15 protein-coding genes are annotated in these 19,646 nt (G+C 69.1%); 8 read left to right on the top strand and 7 right to left on the bottom strand.

Going from position 1 to position 19,646, the window contains the following annotated elements; translation table 11 throughout:
- Positions 1–110: 110 nt before the first annotated feature.
- The 6 genes from J8M51_RS11055 to J8M51_RS11035 all read left to right on the top strand — a co-directional run bounded on the left by J8M51_RS11055 (position 111) and on the right by J8M51_RS11035 (position 9,577).
- Entirely contained in the window at positions 111–1,406 is a 1,296-nt protein-coding gene (locus J8M51_RS11055) for an ABC transporter substrate-binding protein (protein WP_006378736.1), read from the top strand.
- Complete coding sequence (locus J8M51_RS11050) at positions 1,403–2,425, top strand: carbohydrate ABC transporter permease (protein WP_006378583.1); 1,023 nt, start codon at positions 1,403–1,405, stop codon at positions 2,423–2,425. The genes J8M51_RS11055 and J8M51_RS11050 overlap by 4 nt, the downstream gene beginning before the upstream one ends.
- Entirely contained in the window at positions 2,422–3,363 is a 942-nt protein-coding gene (locus J8M51_RS11045; protein ID WP_006379287.1) for a carbohydrate ABC transporter permease, read from the top strand. Before J8M51_RS11050 ends, J8M51_RS11045 begins: the two co-directional genes overlap by 4 nt.
- 82 nt (positions 3,364–3,445) lie before the next feature.
- Positions 3,446–6,424, top strand: coding sequence for a glycoside hydrolase family 2 TIM barrel-domain containing protein (locus J8M51_RS11040; RefSeq protein ID WP_216868753.1), 2,979 nt, complete (start codon positions 3,446–3,448; stop codon positions 6,422–6,424).
- 249 nt (positions 6,425–6,673) lie between these two features.
- Positions 6,674–7,213 (top strand): alcohol dehydrogenase catalytic domain-containing protein, encoded by a 540-nt coding sequence (locus tag J8M51_RS46260; protein ID WP_078507299.1) that lies wholly within the window; start codon positions 6,674–6,676, stop codon positions 7,211–7,213.
- A 237-nt stretch (positions 7,214–7,450) separates the two neighbouring features.
- A complete protein-coding gene (locus tag J8M51_RS11035) occupies positions 7,451–9,577 on the top strand; it encodes a glycoside hydrolase family 2 protein (protein ID WP_173402941.1) in 2,127 nt (708 codons plus the stop codon).
- Positions 9,578–10,010: 433 nt separating this feature from the next.
- Here the strand turns inward: J8M51_RS11035 and J8M51_RS11030 are convergent, their stop codons facing one another.
- The 7 genes from J8M51_RS11030 to J8M51_RS11000 form a co-directional block, all read right to left on the bottom strand.
- Complete coding sequence (locus J8M51_RS11030) at positions 10,011–10,463, bottom strand: DUF1569 domain-containing protein (RefSeq protein WP_006379044.1); 453 nt, start codon at positions 10,461–10,463, stop codon at positions 10,011–10,013.
- A 123-nt stretch (positions 10,464–10,586) separates the two neighbouring features.
- Positions 10,587–11,429, bottom strand: a complete 843-nt coding sequence (locus J8M51_RS11025) for an alpha/beta fold hydrolase (protein WP_006379149.1) — start codon at positions 11,427–11,429, stop codon at positions 10,587–10,589.
- A 217-nt stretch (positions 11,430–11,646) separates the two neighbouring features.
- On the bottom strand, positions 11,647–12,201 hold the full coding sequence (locus tag J8M51_RS11020; RefSeq protein ID WP_231885174.1) for a TetR/AcrR family transcriptional regulator: 555 nt from the start codon (positions 12,199–12,201) through the stop codon (positions 11,647–11,649).
- Complete coding sequence (locus J8M51_RS11015; protein WP_044472782.1) at positions 12,198–12,638, bottom strand: ester cyclase; 441 nt, start codon at positions 12,636–12,638, stop codon at positions 12,198–12,200. Before J8M51_RS11015 ends, J8M51_RS11020 begins: the two co-directional genes overlap by 4 nt.
- An 892-nt stretch (positions 12,639–13,530) precedes the next feature.
- The gene (locus J8M51_RS11010; protein ID WP_075693505.1) at positions 13,531–13,893 is read right to left on the bottom strand and encodes a MaoC family dehydratase; all 363 of its coding nucleotides are present in this window, start codon (positions 13,891–13,893) and stop codon (positions 13,531–13,533) included.
- Between the two features lie 353 nt (positions 13,894–14,246).
- Entirely contained in the window at positions 14,247–15,782 is a 1,536-nt protein-coding gene (locus tag J8M51_RS11005; RefSeq protein ID WP_225966627.1) for an ISL3 family transposase, read from the bottom strand.
- Between the two features lie 455 nt (positions 15,783–16,237).
- Entirely contained in the window at positions 16,238–17,113 is an 876-nt protein-coding gene (locus J8M51_RS11000; RefSeq protein WP_086755958.1) for an undecaprenyl-diphosphate phosphatase, read from the bottom strand.
- Between the two features lie 347 nt (positions 17,114–17,460).
- Between J8M51_RS11000 and J8M51_RS10995 the strand changes: the two genes are divergently transcribed.
- Both J8M51_RS10995 and J8M51_RS10990 read left to right on the top strand, forming a co-directional pair.
- Positions 17,461–18,699, top strand: coding sequence for a Gfo/Idh/MocA family protein (locus J8M51_RS10995; protein ID WP_179203109.1), 1,239 nt, complete (start codon positions 17,461–17,463; stop codon positions 18,697–18,699).
- Positions 18,696–19,631, top strand: coding sequence for a DUF6807 domain-containing protein (locus J8M51_RS10990; RefSeq protein WP_086755962.1), 936 nt, complete (start codon positions 18,696–18,698; stop codon positions 19,629–19,631). The genes J8M51_RS10995 and J8M51_RS10990 overlap by 4 nt, the downstream gene beginning before the upstream one ends.
- The last annotated feature ends 15 nt before the right edge of the window (positions 19,632–19,646 follow it).

Here is a 19,646-nt window from a genome sequence, read left to right as displayed (position 1 = left end):
TTGGTCGCGTAGACGACCGCTTCCCCGTCACACCCCGCGGGCCGACGTGCCGCCTGAGCACGGCCGCCCTGTCAGGAGCCGAAATGCACTCTTCCTCCCTCGGTCGGCCCATGCCTTCTGCCAGCCGACGCACCGTCCTGCGCGGTATCGGTGGCGCAGCCGTCCTCGGCGCCGGCATACCGCTGCTCAGCGCCTGCGGCGGCAGCGGCAGCGGCAGCGGCACGGCATCCGACCCCAAGACCGTCAGCCTCGGGTCGAACGCGTCGGACGCGGTGCCGAAGAAGGCGTTCGCCGAGATCTACGCGGCGTTCACGAAGCAGTCCGGGATCACGGTCGACGTGAACACCAAGGACCACAACACGTTCCAGGAGCAGATCAACACCTACCTCCAGGGCACCCCGGACGACGTGTTCAACTGGTTCGCCGGCTACCGCATGCAGTTCTTCGCCGCCAAGGGCCTCGCCTCCCCGATCGACGACGTGTGGCAGAAGATCGGCGGAAACTTCCCCGAGGCGATGAAGGCGCTCAGCAAGGGCGCGGACGGCAAGTACTACTTCGTGCCCATCTCCACGTCCCTCTGGGGCGTCTTCTACCGCAAGAGCGTCTTCGAGAAGTACGGCTACGAGGTCCCCACCACCTGGGACCAGCTCGTCGCCCTGTGCAAGCAGATGAAGAAGGACGGCCTGGTTCCGTTCGCCTTCGGCGACAAGGACGCCTGGCCCGCGCTCGGCACCTTCGACCAGATCAACTTCCGTACCAACGGCTACGACTTCCACGTCGAGCTGATGGCCGGCAAGGCGTCCTGGACGGATGCCAAGGTCCGCACCGCCTTCGACCACTGGGCCGAGATCCTCCCCTACCACCAGGAGGGCGCGGTCGGCCGCACCTGGCAGGACGCGGCCCAGACGCTGATCTCGAAGAAGGCGGGCATGTACCTGTTCGGCAGCTTCGTGGCGCAGCAGTTCACGAACAAGGCCGACCTGGACGACCTTGACTTCTTCCCCTTCCCGGAGATCGACTCCGCGCACGGACAGGACACCGTCGAGGCGCCCACCGACGGCTTCATGCTCTCCAAGGCTCCGAAGAACAAGGACGGCGCGCTGAAGCTCCTGGAGTTCCTGGGCACCCCGGAGGCAGAGCAGATCTACCTGAAGTCCGACCCGAGCCTGGTCGCGGCTTCCAACAAGGCCGACACCTCCTCGTACACCCCGCTCCAGAAGAAGGCGTACGAGACGATCGCCGGCGCCAAGCACCTCACCCAGTTCATGGACCGCGACAGCCGCCCGGACTTCACCTCCACGGTGATGCAGCCCGCCCTGCAGAAGTTCGTCCGCGACCCCAAGGGCGTCGACAGCCTGCTGGCGTCGATCGAGCGCCAGAAGAAGACGATCTTCGCGTCCGCATGACCGCCACCACGAACACCGGTACCGGGACCGGAACCACCAGCACCTCGGGGGCGGCCGCAGTGCCGCCCCCGGGCAACCCGAAGAATGTGACCAAGAATCAGACCAAGCGGCTGCGCGCCCCCTTGGGCCACCGACGGCTGCTCACCCGACGGGACCGCCTCACCCTCGGCCTGATGGCCGGGGTGCCGACGATCCTGCACGTCATGCTCGTCTGGCTCACAGCTCTCGCCTCGATCGCGCTGGCCTTCACCACCTGGGACGGCATCGGCTTCGACTCCATCACATGGGTCGGCCTGGACAACTTCCGTGAGCTGTTCACCAGCAACCCGCAGTTCTGGCCCGCCGTCGAGCACAACATCGTCTGGTTCGTCGTGCTCATCCTGATCCCGACGCCGCTCGGCCTGTTCCTGGCCGTGCAGCTCGACAAGAAGATCCGGTTCAGCAAGGTGTACCAGACCGCGTTCTTCCTGCCCGTCGTGCTGTCGATGGCGGTCATCGGGTTCGTATGGCAGCTCGTCTACAACCCCGACACCGGCCTGATCAACAGCATCATCGGCGCCAACGAGCCCGGCCACTACATCGACTGGATCGGCGACCCGGACCTCAACCTGTGGTCCGTCCTCATCGCCGCCTCCTGGCGCCACACCGGCTACATGATGATTCTCTACCTGGCCGGCCTGAAGGGTGTCGACCCGGCGCTTCGGGAGGCGTCCTCGCTGGACGGCGCCAACGAGTGGCAGACGTTCAAGAACGTCATCTTCCCCACCCTGCGCCCCACCAACACCGTCGTCCTGGTCGTGACGATCATCGAGGCGCTGCGCGCCTTCGACCTCGTCTTCGTCTTCAACAAGGGCGCCGAGGGCACCGAGTTGCTGTCGATCCTGGTCACCAACAACATCATCGGTGAGTCCAGCCGCATCGGATACGGCTCCGCGATCGCCGTGGTCCTGCTGGTGATCTCGCTTGCCGTGATCATCCCGTATCTGATCGCGACCTTCCGGAAGGAGCGGCGCGCATGAGCTCCCACCCGTCGCCCACCACCACCCTGAACGAGGCGCTTCGCGCCACCCCTTTGAACTCTGGCGCGCTGGCCAAGCAGCGCACCCCCGTCCGCCCTGCCCGGATCCTGCTGCACGTCTTCCTCGCCGGTGCCGCGCTGGCCTGGCTCGCACCCCTGCTGTGGGCGATGTACGCGGCGATGCGCCCGTACGCCGAGACCAGCACCAAGGGCTACGTCTCCTGGCCCGACGAACTGAGCCTCGACAACTTCACCAACGCCTTCCAGCAGTCAGACATGCTGCACTACTTCGGCAACACATTGCTGGTGGCGATCCCCGCGGTGCTGCTGACGCTGTTCCTGTCGTCGATGGTCGCCTTCTACGTCAGCCGCTTCGACTTCCGGGTCAATCTGTTCCTGCTGCTGGTGTTCACGGCCGGCAACCTGCTGCCCCAGCAGGTCATCATCACCCCGCTGTACCGCCTGTATCTGCTCATCGACCTGCCCGGCATCACCATGAGCGGCAAGCTCTACGACTCCGCGCTGGGCCTGGTACTGATCCACGTGGCGTTCCAGTCCGGCTTCTGCGCCTTCGTGCTGGCCAACTACATGCGCTCCCTGCCGCACGAGCTGACCGAGGCCGCCCTGGTCGACGGCGCCTCCGTCTGGCGCCTGTACTGGCAGATCGTGCTGCCCCTGTGCAAGCCCGCCATGGCCGCCCTGGCGACGTTGCTGTCCATCTGGATCTACAACGATTTCTTCTGGGCGATCGTGCTGATCTCCACCGGCGAGAACATGCCGATCACCTCGGCGCTGAACAACCTCTCCGGCCAGTACTTCACCGACCCCAACCTGGTCGCAGCCGGAGCCCTGCTCACCGCGATCCCGACCCTGATCGTGTACTTCGTGCTCCAGCGGCAGTTCGTCAGCGGCCTCACGCTGGGCGCCAACAAGGGCTGAACCTGAACCCCCCACTCGTTCCCCGCACTTCCCCGGAGCAGCACCTGTGAGCACCGAACGCCCCAACAAGGTTGTGAGCCCCTTGCCTTCCCAGCTCCCCACGTATGTGTCGGACACCGCACCGTGGCGGGGCGCCCTGCGCCCGGCCCGCTCCTGGCTGCATTCCGACGCTCCCTCCCAGTCGCTCAACGGCTCCTGGCAGTTCCGTCTGTCGCCCACGGCGGCCGTCGCCGAGGACTTCGCCTCCGAGGACTTCGACGACCGGGGCTGGGACAGCATCCCGGTGCCGGCGCACTGGGTGCTGGAGGGCGACGGCGCCTACGGCCGGCCGATCTACACGAACGTCCAGTACCCCTTCCCGATCGACCCGCCGCACGTCCCCGACGAGAACTCCACCGGCGACTACCGCCGCCGTTTCGACGTCCCCGAGGACTGGTCGGACGCCGAGCGGGTCCTGCTGCGGTTCGACGGGGTGGAGTCGCTGTTCCGGGTGTGGGTGAACGGCGTCGAGATCGGCAGCGCCAGTGGCAGCAGGCTGGCCCACGAGTTCGACGTGACGTCCGCGGTGCGACCGGGCGGCAACGTCGTCGCCGTACGGGTGCACCAGTGGTCGGCCGCCAGCTACCTGGAAGACCAGGACCAGTGGTGGCTGCCGGGCATCTTCCGGGACGTCACCCTGCTCGCCCGCCCGGCCGGGGGCGTCGAGGACGTCTGGCTGCGCACCGGCTACGACCACGGAAACGGCCGTATCGACCCGGAGGTCACCGCCGACGCCGCCGCGTTCCCCGTCACCCTGCGCATCCCCGAACTCGGCGTCGAGCGGGTCTGGGCCACCCCGGCCGACGTGGCGCCCCTCGACATCGCGGGCGTCCAGCCGTGGTCGGCCGAGCGGCCCCGCCTGTACGACGCCACCGTGTCCTCGGCCGCGGAGAGCATCGCCCTGCGGGTCGGCTTCCGCACGGTCGAGATCCACGGCGACCGGCTCCTGGTCAACGGCCGCCGTGTCGTCTTCCACGGGATGAACCGGCACGAGGCCCACCCCGAGCGCGGCCGGGTCTTCGACGAGGAGCACGCCCGCGCGGACCTGGCCCGCATGAAGCGGTTCAACGTCAACGCCATCCGCACCAGTCACTACCCCCCGCATCCCCGGCTGCTCGACCTCGCCGACGAACTCGGCTTCTGGGTCGTCCTCGAAAGCGATCTGGAGACCCACGGCTTCGAGAACGTCGACTGGGCCGACAACCCGAGCGACGACCCGGCCTGGCGCGCCGCCTATCTGGACCGTGTCCAGCGCACCGTCGAGCGGGACAAGAACCACCCCGCCATCGTGATCTGGTCACTCGGCAACGAGGCCGGAACCGGCGCCAACCTCGCCGCGATGTCGGCCTGGGTCCACGCCCGCGACCCCGAGCGTCCCGTGCACTACGAAGGCGATTACACCGGCGAGTACACCGACGTCTACTCCCGCATGTATCCGACGGTCCCGGAGATCGAGCAGATCGGCACGGACGGTTCCGTCGCGCCGCTGCTCGGCTGCACCCCCGCGCAGGGCGCCCGGCAGCGCACCAAGCCGTTCCTGCTGTGCGAGTACGCCCACTCGATGGGCAACGGGCCGGGTGCCCTCGACCAGTACGAGGAACTGGTCCACCGGTTCCCGCGGGTGCACGGCGGTTTCGTCTGGGAGTGGCGCGACCACGGCATCCTGGCCACGGCCCCGGACGGGACGCCGTACCACGCCTACGGCGGCGACTTCGGGGAGGTCGTGCACGACGGCAACTTCGTGATGGACGGGATGCTGCTCAGCGACGACGTGCCGACGCCGAGCCTGTACGAGTTCAAGGCGGTCGTGACGCCGATCCGCTTCGCCTTCGACGGCGACAAGCTCGTGATCACCAACCTGCGGCACTCGGCCGACACGTCCGACCTGCGCTTTCGCTGGCGCGTCGAGCACGACGGGAACCTCGTGGACTTGGGGGAGTGGGATGCCCCGGTCCTCGCGGCGGGCGAGTCGGGGCGGGTGCCGTTGCCGCCGGTCGCGGTGGCCCCGGACGGCGAGACCTGGCTGACGGTCGAGGCGGTGCTGGCGACGGCGACCGCCTGGGCGCCGCAGGGGCATGAGATCGCCACCGCCCAACTCGACCGCTCGGTACGGCGGCCGGTGCCCGTCGCCCGGCCCCGGCGCGACTGGCGGCCCGGCGAGGGAACGCTCACGCTCGGCATCGCCGAGTTCACCGGCGGCTCCCTCACCCGCCTCGCCGGGCGCCCCGTGGCCGGCCCTCGCCTGGAACTGTTCCGCGCGCCCACCGACAACGACGAGAGCCGGGCCGACCGGCTGGAGGGAAGCGACAACAGCGTCCTCGGGGTGTCGAGCGCCGACACCTGGCGCCGCGACGGCCTGGACCGGCTGACCACGCGGCGCCTCGACGTCGAGCAGGCCGCGGACGCCCTGCGCACCGTGGACCGGGTCTCCGCCGCGGGCTCCGCCCTCTCGGTGACCGTGGAGTCCCTCTGGTCGATCGAGGACGGCGAACTCGAACTGCGCGTGGAGATCGAGCCGTCGCGCGGCTGGCGGTCGGTGTGGCCGCGGATCGGGGTGCGCTTCGAACTGCCCGACGGGACGGCACCCGTCGACGGCGCGGACTGGTTCGGCCTGGGCCCGCTGGAGTCCTACCCCGACAGTCTCCGCGCGGCCCGCACCGGCCGCTTCTCCTACCCGATCGGGGACCTCGCGGTCGCCTACGCGCGCCCCCAGGAGACCGGCCACCGCTCCCAGCTGCGGCGCCTCACGCTGACCAGCGGCGGCACCGAGGTACTGCGGCTCGTGGCACTCCCCGACGCCCGCGGTCGGCGCCCCGGCTTCACCCTCGGGCGCCACACCCCCCAGCAGATCGCCAGCGCCGCACATCCCTTCGAGCTCCCGGAGTCGACCGCGAGTCACCTGATCATCGACGCCGTCCAGCACGGACTCGGCTCCCGGTCCTGCGGGCCGGACGTGTGGCCGGAGTTCGTGCTGCGCCCCGAAGCCCGCACCATCAGGCTGCGCATCACACCGGGCGCCTGAGCAACAGAGCCCGTCGGCGACGCTGCTGCCCACCGTGGGCCGGCGGGCCGACCGGGCGCTGCACGGCCCGGCGGCGGGGGTGGCTGGCGGTTCCCCGAACGATGGTCCCGGACCGCGGACTGCCCTCGACGAGAGCATGCCGCTCGAGCCGGGCGCCTGCCGCATCCCCCTCTCCGAGATCGGCCGGGCCGAGGCCTACGCGCGAGCCTGTGCCGAGCTCGGCGAGCCCCGGGCCGCTGTCGAGGGGCGATGGCGGCCGGCCAGGCGACCCGGCGAAGCCCACCGCCCTCGTCAGGACCGTTTCCCGGCACACACTTCGTCAGCGACGGGCCGAAACAGCGGTGCGGTCTTCAAGGATGCATCCATGGGTTCGCACACCGTCTGATGACCAAACGGAAGGGCAAGTACGCCATCGGACAGAAGGGCCTGATCCTCGGCCGCGAGGGCGTGGGCACGGTCACCGAGGTCGGCCCGGCCGTCGCCGGCCTCAAGCCCGGTGGCCTGGTCGTGATCAACCCCACCCAGCCTTGCGGGCTGTGCCCTGCGCGCAGGGTCGGCCACGAGCGTTGTCTCTACCGGGTTCCCGACTCCATGAGCGCGTCGCAGTCGTCCGAGAGCCGATGGCGGAAGCCGAGTGGTGAGCCCAGGTATAGGGGGTTGCTCCGTGTGTCGGTCCTTCCTCGGGCTTGGCGAGGTTCGGCCATGGGGTCATCGGGAGGCATTCCGCTCGACTGTGCCGACGTGCCGGGGCCCTCTCTCCAGGTGCGACCTCGCCCGGCTTCCACATGACCAACGGCCGCGCCGGCCGGCGCGGCCCCGCATCTCCGAGAATCACACCTCGTGCCACTACGGCGCCGCTGCCCGGGAGAAGCGCCGACTGGACGCGAGGCGGGCCGGGGCACTCCTCCCGGTTGTCTGAAGCAGGCCGTCAGCCCGATCCGGGTGCTGCCCGGCCCGCCACGGTCGTCGGCGTAATGCCGCGCCAGGTCGATTTCCTTCTCGACTCCACGGAAAGTGAGTTCTGACATGACAGGTTTGCCCAGTCGCCGACAGGTACTCGGCGGGACGGCAGCGGGAGTACTGGCCACGCTGGCCGGGATCCCGCATGCCGGTGCCGCGTCCGCCGCTGTGACGTACACGGCGCCGGATCCGCGGGTGTGGATCCACCTCAACAACGGGTGGCGATTCATCAGAGCGGACGCCACTGGTGCGCAAGCGCCCGGTTTCGACGACTCCGGATGGACGTCCGTCGTCACCCCCCACACGTGGAACGCCGTCGGCGGTGCCGACGGCGGCAACGACTACTACCGCGGAGTGGGCTGGTACCGCCGCCGCTACACCGTGCCGGCCGAACTCGCCGGAAAGAGGCTGTACCTGCAGTTCGCCGGGGTCAACCAGATCGCCGACGTCTGGGTCAACGGCACGTACCTCGGGCAGCACAAGGGCGGGTACTCCCGCTTCCGTTTCGACGCCACGGCCGCGCTCGTCCCGGGCGGGGACAACGTCATCGCGGTGAAGGTGACCAACGCCCGCGACACCGGCATCGCCCCGTTGAGCGCGGACTACACCTTCCAGGGCGGCATCTACCGCAACGTGAGCCTGTGGGCCGTCGACGACCTCCACGTCCGGATGACGGACTACGCGGGCCCCGGCGTCTACCTCCGGCAGACCAACGTGAGCGCGGCCTCGGCCACGGTGACCGTCACGACGAAGCTGTGGAACGACAGCACCACCACCAGATCGGTGGTCGTGCGCAGCGTCATCGCGGACAAGAGCGGGACCGTCGTCGCGGAGACGAGCAGCACCGCGCAGACCGTCCTCGCGGCCACCGGCACGGAGGTCCAGCAGACTCTCCACATCAGCAGCCCGCACCTGTGGAACGGCCTGGCGGATCCCTACCTCCACAACGCCGGCGTCGAGATCCATGACGTCACCGGGGGCGGGGACCAGATCACGGATGTGGTGACCGAACGCCTGGGTCTTCGCTCCATCGCCGTCGACGCCAACACCGGGTTCCGCCTCAACGGCAGCCACCTCCACCTGCATGGCGTCAACCTGCACCAGGACCGGGCCGGCCAGGGCTGGGCGATATCCGACGCCGATCACACCCAGGACTTCGACCTCATCAGCGAGATCGGCGCCAACGCCGTCCGGATGGCGCACTACCAGCACGACCAGAAGGACTACAACCTCGCTGACGAACGCGGAATGATCGTGTGGGCGGAGATTCCCCTGGTCGACCTCGTCACCGACTCGGCCGCCTTCACCACCAGCACCCAGAACCAGCTGCGGGAACTGATCCGGCAGAACTACAACCACCCCTCGATCGCCTTCTGGGGCATCGGCAACGAGCAGATCGACTACAACGGCACCGCCACGAACACGCTGCTCGCGTCACTGGCCGACATCGTCGAGGCCGAGGACCCGGACAGGCTCTCCACCTACGCGGTCCGCGGCGAGGACCCCGACAACGCGCAGGCGGGACTGCACACCCAGACCACGGGCTTCAACAAGTACTACGGCTGGTACTACGGCTCCAAGGACGGCGACCTCGGCGCGTGGGCCGACAACCTGCACGCCACCTCCCCGTCCCGCAGGATCGCCATGTCGGAGTACGGCGTCGGCGCCAGCACCACCCAGCACGCCCTCAACCCGCCCAAGCCGGCTCCGGGCGGATCCTGGCACCCCGAGGAGTACCAGTCGCTGTTCCACGAAGCGGCCTGGAAGCAGCTCGCCGCCCGTCCCTTCATCTGGGGCACGTTCGTCTGGGCCATGTTCGACTTCCCCTCCGACGGCCGCAGCGAGGGGGGCCAGCCCGGCATCAACGACAAGGGCCTGGTCACCCGCGACCGGCAGATCCGCAAGGACGCCTTCTATTGGTACAAGTCCAACTGGGCTACCACTCCCACCCTCTACATCACCAGCCGTCGGTGGACCCAGCGCACCGAGCCCACCACCGAACTCAAGGTCTACTCCAACGCGGGCCAGGTCACCGCCACCCTCAACGGCACCTCCCTGGGAACCCGGAGCAGCAGCGACCACATCTTCAGATGGCCCAGCATCACCTTGAGGCCCGGCCAGAACACCGTGACGGTCACCGCGACCATCAACGGCTCCACCTATACCGACAGCGTCAACTGGACACTCGGCTGAGAACCCCGCCCCTCGACAGCCGCCCGGTCCGCACGCGGCACAGGCGCTACAGGGGTAGGGCGGGCGATGCCACAGTTCTCGGGTGGCCGTATGACCACCGCCACGATCCCGTAGGTGGGCGGGTCTCGGCGGCGTGACGATGCCAGGTGGCACACGACGTACGCGACGAAGCTCCGGTGGGCAGAGTGACCTGTCAGGTCGTTCTGCCCGACCGGAGCTTCGATGTGCCGTTCAGTCCGCCGCCGCGTGTCACGCCGAGTCGCCCACGGCGTCAGCTTCGTGCGACTGCCGTCGGGGCCATGATCACGGCAGGGCGAGCCATGGCCCGTTCGATGGGAACTGTCAGCTTCGTGCGGAGGGTGAATTCGCCCGGCCGCAGAACGGCGTCGCGCACGTCCTGCGTCACGATGAACGAGCACCGGCGGGAGCAGTGTCAGGCATGGGCCAGTCCCGGGAGGTGTTCGGCGAGGTGCATGGTATGCAGCCGCGCGAACTCGTCGTGTGTGCAGCGTCCGTAGGCGGGGTGGGGGGCGTGTTCTCCGGTGTGGCCGGTGAACAGGGCCACCGCGTCCGTGAAGCCGGCCGCGGCCTCGCTCACCGGCAGGCCCGGGTCCAGCGGCGGCGCTCCGTCGATCTCCGCGCCGAGCGGGTGCTTCATCGCTCCGCGGCGCAGGAAGACCCACTTGGCCAGAGCGCCTGCCGTCGCCCGGAACAGGGCGGGCTTGAGCTTGGGATAACCGGAGACGGAGTAGCGGACGGTCTGGGCACAGTGCTGCAGTGTCTGGGACAGGTTCCAGGCGCTGCCCGGCGCCAGCAGGTCACGCTCGGGGCGACCGAGGTCCTTGCGGAGCCGTTCAGTGAGCTGGACGAGGGTGAGTGAGGTCATATCGCAAGATTCCGTTTCCTGCATGCTCGACGGCCAGGGCCCCGACGTCGGTCCCGCCCCTGGCGGCAGGCCCATGCCGGGCACTCCCCGCTCGCTGGGCAAGCACTGGTACTGACTACTGCGTCAGAGCGCCGGTGCATGCTCGTTCAGGTGGTCGATGATCAGGCTGGTGAGGACCTCGGGAGCCTCATCGGGGACCCAGTGACTGATGCCTTGCAGTGCGTGGAACGAGTAGGGGCCGCTCACCCATTTTTCTGTGGCATGAGCTGCGGTGGACCCGAGCGCGACGTCCTCGGTGCCCCAGACGTAGAGCGTGGGTACCTGGATCTTCCCGACCGCGGCGTCAGGCCGGTCGGCGCGGTAGTAGTTGAGGGCCGCGCTCAGCGCACCGGGTTCGGACAGACGCTGTACGTATGAGTCGACGTGATGGTCGGCAACCTTGCCCTGGTAGAGGGAACGCAGGAGCGCGGCGTCGTCCGCGAGGAAGCGGGCCTCTGTGTCGGGGCTGCGCCAGTCCTGCTGGTACTGGGAGCGACGGCGTTGGTCGTCGTCGGTGCGATGTGCCTCGCCCAGCGCGTTGGGATGCGGCGTCGACACGGTGGTGAGCGTGCGCAGTCGCTCGGCGTGCCGGGCCGCGGTCCACCAGGCGATGGCGCCGCCCCAGTCGTGTCCGACGAGGTCGAAGCGGTTCCAGGCGAGTGCGTCGGCCACCGCCAGAACGTCCCCGACCAGTTCGCTCACCCCGTACGCGTCGGCACGCATCGGGCGCACACCTGGCGAATAGCCGCGGGTGTCGGGCGCGACCGCGCGGAAGCCCTGGTCACCCAGCGCGGCCACTTGTTCTTCCCAGAGGACGGCGGTCCGGGGAAAGCCGTGCAGGAGCAGGACGGGGCGCCCGTCGGCGGGTCCTGCTGCGATCGCGTCGAAGGTGCCTGAAGCCGATGGGATTTCAAGGTGTTCTGTCATGGTGCATCCTTTTCGGGAAGGTGGGCGCCCCGTCGGGGCATCGTGCCCACGAACGCTCCGCTGCCGAGCAGCGCCGAAAGAGCCACCGCCAGGACGAGCCGGCGGGTGGAGATGCGGCGACAGCTGCGGCGACCTAGGGTGACGGCTCGTCGATCGCGCGGTGTCGCGGCGCTGCGGGTGCCCCTCAGGGCGCATCAGTTCTGTCGCCGCTTGCGCCTCATGGCTCGTCGGTGGGTGGGTCCGTGCGGCCGATGATCCAGGCGCCCCACTCCGTGTCGGTGCGCCGTTCAGGCAGGTCCAGCACGGTGGAGACCGTCAGGACGAGACCGGTGGCCAAGAAGGAGCGCACCTGCATCGGGTCGGCGCCCGTCAGACGGGTGATGGTCTGCTGGAGGTCGAGCTGGCGCCGCCGTACCGACTCCTGGACCACCGCGTCGCCTGACGCGGCATAAGCCTGCAACAGGACGAGGCCGACAGTGGGTCGGCTCTGCAGGAGATGCCGGTAGGCGTCACCGAGCGCGCTCAGCGTCGGTTCGGCGCTCTCGAAGGTGGCCTCGATCCCGTCGTAGGCCGCGTGTACGACCTGAAGGAACAGATCACGCTTCGAGCCGAACATCTGCACGATGCGGGGATGGGAGATGCCGACCCGTGCGGCGATCGCCTCGATGCCCGCCCCCGACAGTCCTTTCCGGGCGAACTCAGCGTCGGCCGCCTCCATGATCTCAGCCCGCCGCACCGACGCCGGCTTACGGGTGCGGCCGGGCTCGGTCACTTCTCGGCCTTCGCGCGGCCGATCTGACTCAGCACGAAGCGGTGGTCGTACAGGCACCGGTAGGCGTGGATCAGCCCGTCCTCTCCCAGCTCCAGACGGTCGTCACCGTGGAACTCCACGCGCTGCCCCGTGCCGGCGAGGGTCCCCGAGAAGCGCCACGCCACCAGCACGGCCCGCCGCGTCACCTCCCCGTACAACCCCATACGCGTGAACGAGTAGTCGGGAAAGGCCTGTGCCATCTGCGTCACGAAGGCGCGGAGGCTGTCGGGGCCGTGTGCCGTCTCACCGAGCGCCGGCTCGTCGTACACCAGGTCTTCGGCGCACAACGCCGCCGCGGCATCGCCATCGTGCTCGTTCCAAGCCCTCTCCCATCGATCGCAGAACGCCTCAAGGGCCTTGATGTCTGATGCGGCCACTTCGGCCACGGTGGTAACCATGCTTCTAACTTACAGGTAAGTAAGATGCGAGCCAAGGGCCGGTTGGCCCAAGGTGGGGGCTTGCCTTGGGGCATCATCCGCGGTGACGACTACAGCGAAGCGAACTGAGGACCGGGTGCCCCACGAACAAGGTGATGGGCCTGATTGACCTCCCACCCGAGTCCTGGGATGGGAACTGCGGCTGGATGCTCTCCGCCAACCTGACCGCCGACCGCGACGCCTGGGTGAGGCTCCTGGCGGTGCGCGACCACGCCGATCTGGTCGATGCCGAGCCCGGCACCAGGCGCTTTCGCCTCTGCCGCCTGCGGGCCCGCATCGCGAAGCACGCCCGCCGCCTGCTCCGCATCGAGGCCACCTGGCCCTGGGCCAACGCGTTCACCACCTGCGGGCGGCGACTCTCTGAACTTCCCGCCGTCACCCGACCGTCGGTCCTGTCCCGACGAAGACCAGAACGGGGGAGACCCGCACCACCCCGGGCCCGTGGAGCCCGGCGCAGCCGCAGCGTCACGCGACGGCCCACCCCCGACTGCAGGGGACATTGCGAGCGAACCGCCGAGTCGCTCAGCGCCCGAACCTCGCTGCCGGATCGAGGTAAAGGGTGAGTCACGGCGTGCCGCGGACATCCAAGTTTGGTATCGGGACGATAGGGGGTGGCAGTTCGCCTGCGGGGAGTTGGCCGACTCGCTGGACGGCCAGTTCGCCCAGCCGCCGCTTGTCGAGGAGGGCGCTGCCTTGGTTGGCCGGAGGCAGACCGGGTCGAACGGTGGGGTGGTGACGCCGCCGAAGGGGAAGATGCCGCGGCTGGTCTCCGTGGGGAGGAGGTCGCCGACGGGGTGATGCCTCCCTCCGCTATGAGGGAGGGGTTCTCATGTCAGCTTTCTCCTCTGTGGGTTCACTCGAAGAGCACTGCAACGACTTCGGCGACGCACACAGGCTTGTCGCCGCCCCGCCGCTCGACGGTGACGCGGAGGACGGCCTGGGCTCCCTGCGGTCCGCGCCGCAGTTCCGTCAGCTCCACCATGCCCCTCACCTGGGAGTTCACGGGTGTGAGGGCCGGGCAACGGACCTTGTTGCTGCCGTAGTTGATGGCGGCGGTCAGCCCCTCGGTCCGCGCGGCTTCCGACAGGAGCATGGGGACGAGGGACGGGACCAGATAGCCGTGGGCGACCGTCGTTCCGTACGGGCCCTTCGCGGCCTTGTTCGGGTCGAGGTGGATCCACTGGTGATCGCCGGTGACATCGGCGAAACGGTCGATGTCATTCTGGGGCGGGCGCTACGGCGGCACTCACCGCCACCGCTGTTCAGGTGCCGGACGCGGTCCCCTGAACACAGCAATGTGACGCTGCTGGCGTCGTCGCGTACCTGGTCCACAACGCTGGGCGCCTGCTGCACCGCTCGCTGGACGAGCCCCGGAAGCCTGGGTGGCCTGGCGCTGCCGCCCCTTCAGTGTTGACGCCTTCTCCACCAGCACCGCCACTGGTGGCCCGCACCCGCTGACCCGGAATGCCCAGTAATGGTCCACGGCGCGTGGCTGCCCCTGTTTATCGGCCTGAGGACGTGTCAGCAATCGGGCTCTGTTCCGTAGTCGGTGGTGACGGTGCGTTCTCCTCATTGCAGGAGGATGCGGTGACGGAGGAGGTCGAATCCTGCTCGGCCGTGCATCTGCCGCATGATCTTCTTGGTTCGGGTATTGACGCCCTCGGTCCGGCCGTTGTGGTGGGGCAGGGTGAGGCCGGCGTTCACGGCGGCGCGGTCGAGTTCGAGGCCGTTACAGAAGCTGAGCAGGTGGGGCAGGCCAGCGGTGCGGACTGTCGCGATCCACCGGGAGAGCTTGTCGTTGTTGCCATGGGCCGGGGTAAGGAACGCGGCGAACTCGCCGGTGAGTCGGGCGAGTTCGGTCATCTCCGGGCACGCCGCGGTGAGGAGGCCGAGCAGGTCGGTGTCCTTGGTCCACAGGTGCTCGGGGTGGGTGAGCAGGAGCCGGGCGACGCGGCGGGGGGTTGTCACGGGGCGGTCGCCTTCAGCGCGGCCCTGATTGAGGTAGCGGACCAGCAGGTTGGCACTGCCGGTATAGCCCAACTTCCGGATCTCTTCGAGGAGATGGGTGACCGGGACGGCGGGTTCCTCGGCACGGCGTCGGCGCAGGTGGTCGCGGTAGGGGTCGACAAGGGTGGGCCGGTAGCGGGGGGCGATGCGATCCGCGGGCGGTTCAGGGATGCGGGCGTAGCGCTTGACGGTATTCAGGGCGAGGTTCAGTCTGCGGGAGCAGTCGAGCAGGCCCACGCCGGAGTCAAGGAGGGCGTGGACTTTATGCCAGCGCTCGCGGGTGGTCTGCTCGCGGACGCCGCCGGGCCGGGGCGGGTTGACGGTGGCCCAGCAGGGGGCGTGGGCGCGGACCTCGGCCAGAACTTTGTCGCACAGGTTCCGCCACAGATGCCAGCGGTCGCTGACCTGCACCGCGTCGGGCAAGGCCCGGCGGATCGCCTCGGCGTAGGTGGCCGAGCCGTCCCGGCACACGACTTCGATCCCTTTCTGCCCGTGCAGCCAAGCCTCCAATGTGGCGGCTTCCCGGTCGGGCAGGACGTCGACGCGTTCCCCGGTCTCGGCATCGATGATGAGCGTGGCGTAGCGGTGCCGGCGGCGCAGGGCGAAGTCATCGACCCCGATCACCCTCGGGATCCGCAGCGTCGGCGGGGGTATTGCCCGCAGCACCCGCAGGGCGGTGGCGAACGATACGGGCACGGCCAGTAACCGGGTGAGCCGGGCAGCCGCCCGGCCGCATAACTCTTTGACCACCCCCGAGACCTGGCTGGTCAGACGCGTGGTGCGGCGCTGAAGGCGCTCGATCAGCCCAGGGACTTGCTCGCGGAAGGTCTGCCGCCGACAGCCCAGGACCGGGCAGACCAGACGTCGTACCCGGACGTTGACCACGACCCGGCGGCCATCGACCGGCACATCCGCAACGGTCCGGACGTGGTATCCGTGCACCTTCCCCGTCGGGACCCCGCACATCGAGCAGGGAAAGGGAACATCCCGGGTTCGGGCCAAGACCCGGATCATCTCGCCGTCGTCCGCCACATCCTCGATGACCAGCGCTGAGAGCCCTGAGAACACCGTTGCCACGAGGGAGTTGACATCTCGCATACAACATCAACGACGCCCGTCACCAACCGTCACCACCGACTACGGAACAGAGCCGCCATAACGGTGTACGGGGCACGGGTCCGCCTGGTGAGGCAGTCGAGGTGACGCACACGTGGGAGGACATGGAAGCGCGCCTCGGCCGGCTCACCCTCACGGCCGCCGCCGCGCTGGACGACCTCACCGGGTGCTGCCTGGGACACGGTGGACGAGCGGCTGCGTTTCCTCGTGGAGAGGGTCGCGGCCTAGGCCGGACATGAACCTCAGATGACGCGTTCCACCCTCTGTGCGGAAGGGCCCGCACCATCGTGCGGGCCCTTCCGCGTCATCCCCTACTTGGCCGTGCGTCCCGCCTCCCAGGTGGGAGACGAGTGGGAGACAAGTGGGAGATGATCATGGCGTGATGCTGCAATCAGGCGCTAGGAAATGCTAGACAGCGCTACCTGTGCGGCCCGGTTTCAGCCGCCGGATTCGCCCGCGTGCGGGCTCAGCACACCCATGCTGACCAGCACAATCACCACCACACCGAGGGCGATGCGGTACCAGACGAACGGCATGAAGCTCTTGTGCGAGATGAACTTCATGAACCAGGCGATGACCGCGTAGCCGACGAAGAAGGCGATGACGGTGGCGAAGATCGTCGGGCCCCAGGAGACATGGCCGCCCTCCATCGCGTCCTTCAGCTCGTACCCGCCCGAGGCGATCACGGCCGGGATGGCGAGGAGGAAGGAGTAGCGGGCCGCGGCCTCACGCTTGTAGCCCATGAGGAGGCCGCCGCTGATGGTGGCGCCGGAGCGGGAGACGCCGGGGATCAGGGCCATGGCCTGGCAGAGGCCGAAGATCAGACCGTCCTTGATGCTGAGCTGTTCGAGGCTCTTGCGCTCCTTGGCGGCGCGGTGCTTGCCGCCGGTCTCGTCGCGTGCGGCGAGACGGTCCGCCACACCGAGGACGATGCCCATGACGATCAGCATGGTGGCCGTGAGGCGCAGATCGCGGAAGGGGCCCTCGATCTGGTCCTTGAGGGTCACACCGAGGAGACCGATCGGGATGGAGCCGACGATGACGAGCCAGCCCATCTGGGCGTCGTGGTCGCTGCGCATCTCCTTGTTGAACAGGGAGCGCGACCACGCCGAGATGATGTTGGCGATGTCCTTGCGGAAGTAGATCAGCACGGCGGCCTCGGTGCCGATCTGGGTGATCGCGGTGAAGGCCGCGCCCGGGTCCTCCCAGCCGGAGAAGGCCGCGGTCAGGCGCAGATGCGCGCTGGAGGAGACGGGGAGGAATTCGGTCAGCCCCTGGACGAGTCCGAGGATGAGGGATTCAAACCAAGACATGAAGTTACGTGGTCCAAGCGCTGATCGTGGAGGGCCGACGGAAGACGTGCCGCGCCGCGGGGCGGGTGATCACAGGTGCTGGGGGGCAGCCTAGCGCCCCTTGGTGACAGGGCTGCCACAGGGGTTTCGCAGGGCCGGAACCGCGCTGCGCGGAACAGGCGACGGCCCGGCCGTTCCAAGGCGTGGAACGGCCGGAACCGCGGTGTTGACCAGTCACTATGTCCGCACATACTTTGCTGGCGAGGGAAAGCGCTTGCCGTGATGAGGGTCGCCGTTCCGCCGGAACCCCCGCCACCAGGCGCCCACCACCGTCCGATGTCACGTTCGATGGAGTGCTGATCACGTCCATGCCCACAACCAGCAACGACCCGAGCCCGACGCCGGACCACTGTCCCCCCACCCCCCTGGCCGGCCGCCGCGTCCGGGCCGCGATCATCGGTATCGGCGCCATCGGCGGCGGCTCCCATCTGCCCGCGCTGGAGCGGCTCGCCGAGGAGGGCGAGACCGAGGTCGTCGCCGCCGTCGACATCGACGCCGACGCGGTGGCGAAGTTCTGCGCCGAGCACGGCATCCCGCACGGCTACACAGATCTCGACCGCATGCTCGCGGAGCAGCGGCCCGACCTGGTCAGCATCTGCACCCCGCCCACCCTGCACCGCGACCAGACGATCACCGCGCTGCGGGCCGGGGCCTGGGTGTGGTGCGAGAAGCCGCCCGTGCCCACGCTGGCCGACTTCGACGCGGTCGAGGCGGAGGAGGGCGCGGAGACCGGCGGACCGTACGCCTCGATCGTCTTCCAGCACCGCTTCGGCTCCGGCTCGCGGCACGTCGGGCGGCTGCTCGCCGAGCGGAGCCTCGGACGTCCGCTCGTCGCCCACTGCCAGACCACCTGGTACCGCGACACCGCCTACTACGCCGTGCCCTGGCGCGGCCGCTGGGCCACCGAGGGCGGCGGGCCCGCCATGGGCCACGGCATCCACCAGATGGACCTGCTGCTCGATCTGCTCGGCCCGTGGAGCGAGGTCCGGGCGATGGCGGGGCGCCTGGTCCACGACGTGGAGACGGAGGACGTCTCCACCGCCCTCGTCCGCTTCGAGAGCGGCGCGCTGGCCACCGTCGTCAACAGCGTCCTCAGCCCCGACGAGGTCAGCCGCATCCGTATCGACTGCGAACGCGCCACCGTCGAACTGACCCATCTGTACGGCCACTCCAACGCCGACTGGGCCATCACCCCGGCCCCCGGCACCCCGGAGGAGGACGCGGCCGCCTGGCGGGACTTCGGCGAGGACGTGCCCAGCTCCCACCTGGCCCAGCTGCGCGAACTGGTCGCGAGCATGCGCGCCGGGGAACGCCCGCGCAGCAGTGGCGCCGACGGGCGTACGAGCCTGGAGCTGATCGCCGCGCTGTACAAGTCCGCGTTCACCGACGCGACCGTACGGCGGGGGGAGATCGGCCCCGGGGACCCGTACTACACGGCCATGCACGGCGGCGCCCCCGGGTGGGCGCCCGGAACCGCCCAGGTGTCCGCCGACAGGAGCTCCGCCGACGCGGGCTCCACCGGCACGAGTGAGGAGATCACCGCATGACCTTCCACGACGGGCTGCGCGTGGTCCACGCCCACGGCGACCGGATCACGGTCACCGAACCCACCACCGGCGTCGAGCTGTTGAGCTACGTCTACCGGCCCGAGGCGGCCTGGGAGGCGCCCAAGCCGTATCTGCATCCGCTGCGGACGCTCGCCGGGGACGTCGTCACCGACTTCCGGCCCAACGACCACCGCTGGCACAAGGGCCTGCAGCTGACCGCCTCGCATCTGTCGGGGCAGAACCTGTGGGGCGGCAACTCCTATGTGCACGGCGAGGGTTATCTGCCGATCCCCGAGCGGGTCGGCTCGATGACGCACACCGGGTTCGACGTCGTCGAGTCGGACGGCGAGCGGGTCGTGATCGCCGAGCGGCTGACCTGGCACCCGTACACCGGGGAGCTGTGGGCCGACGAGGAGCGCCGGATCGAGATCCACGACGTCGACACCGCGTCGGGTTCCTGGGCGCTGACCTGGACGAGCGTGATCACCAACCGCCGGGACGAGCCGCTGCTGTTCGGCAGTCCGACGACCGCCGGGCGGGAGATGGCGGGCTACACGGGCCTGTTCTGGCGCGGTCCGCGCGCTTTCCGGGACGGGCGGATCATCGGGCCCGACGCCGAGGGACCCGGGCTGATGGGCGAGCAGGCGCCCTGGCTGGCCTACTCGGGTGAGCACGACGGCACCGACGGCCACGCCACGCTTCTCTTCGTGCACGCGCCCGAGAACGACCACACGGGAGCGGGGGGCGCCCACCCGGCGCACTGGTTCGTCCGCAACGAGCCCTTCGCCGCCGTCGCCCCCTCCTGGGCCTTCTTCGACGAACTGGAGCTGGCCCCCGGCGACACGCTCACCCGCTGCTACCGGGTCGTCGTGGCCGACGGCGCCTGGGAACGGGAGGAGATCGCCAAGTACCTGGAGGCGCACCCGTGGTGAACGGCTACGAGGGGT

It is taken from the genome of Streptomyces griseiscabiei (genome assembly GCF_020010925.1).
GTDB classification, from domain to species: domain Bacteria; phylum Actinomycetota; class Actinomycetes; order Streptomycetales; family Streptomycetaceae; genus Streptomyces; species Streptomyces griseiscabiei.
This window is presented reverse-complemented; position numbering and strand designations above follow the sequence as displayed.

Bases quoted from the DNA above. Each gene is read 5' to 3' on its own strand.
- J8M51_RS11005 (WP_225966627.1), bottom strand. From the start codon at position 15,782: ATGCGAGATGTCAACTCCCTCGTGGCAACGGTGTTCTCAGGGCTCTCA.
- J8M51_RS46260 (WP_078507299.1), top strand. From the start codon at position 6,674: ATGGCGGCCGGCCAGGCGACCCGGCGAAGCCCACCGCCCTCGTCAGGA.
- J8M51_RS11000 (WP_086755958.1), bottom strand. From the start codon at position 17,113: ATGTCTTGGTTTGAATCCCTCATCCTCGGACTCGTCCAGGGGCTGACC.
- J8M51_RS10990 (WP_086755962.1), top strand. From the start codon at position 18,696: ATGACCTTCCACGACGGGCTGCGCGTGGTCCACGCCCACGGCGACCGG.
- J8M51_RS11035 (WP_173402941.1), top strand. From the start codon at position 7,451: ATGACAGGTTTGCCCAGTCGCCGACAGGTACTCGGCGGGACGGCAGCG.
- J8M51_RS11025 (WP_006379149.1), bottom strand. From the start codon at position 11,429: ATGACAGAACACCTTGAAATCCCATCGGCTTCAGGCACCTTCGACGCG.
- J8M51_RS10995 (WP_179203109.1), top strand. From the start codon at position 17,461: ATGCCCACAACCAGCAACGACCCGAGCCCGACGCCGGACCACTGTCCC.
- J8M51_RS11045 (WP_006379287.1), top strand. From the start codon at position 2,422: ATGAGCTCCCACCCGTCGCCCACCACCACCCTGAACGAGGCGCTTCGC.
- J8M51_RS11055 (WP_006378736.1), top strand. From the start codon at position 111: ATGCCTTCTGCCAGCCGACGCACCGTCCTGCGCGGTATCGGTGGCGCA.
- J8M51_RS11015 (WP_044472782.1), bottom strand. From the start codon at position 12,638: ATGGTTACCACCGTGGCCGAAGTGGCCGCATCAGACATCAAGGCCCTT.
- J8M51_RS11050 (WP_006378583.1), top strand. From the start codon at position 1,403: ATGACCGCCACCACGAACACCGGTACCGGGACCGGAACCACCAGCACC.
- J8M51_RS11030 (WP_006379044.1), bottom strand. From the start codon at position 10,463: ATGACCTCACTCACCCTCGTCCAGCTCACTGAACGGCTCCGCAAGGAC.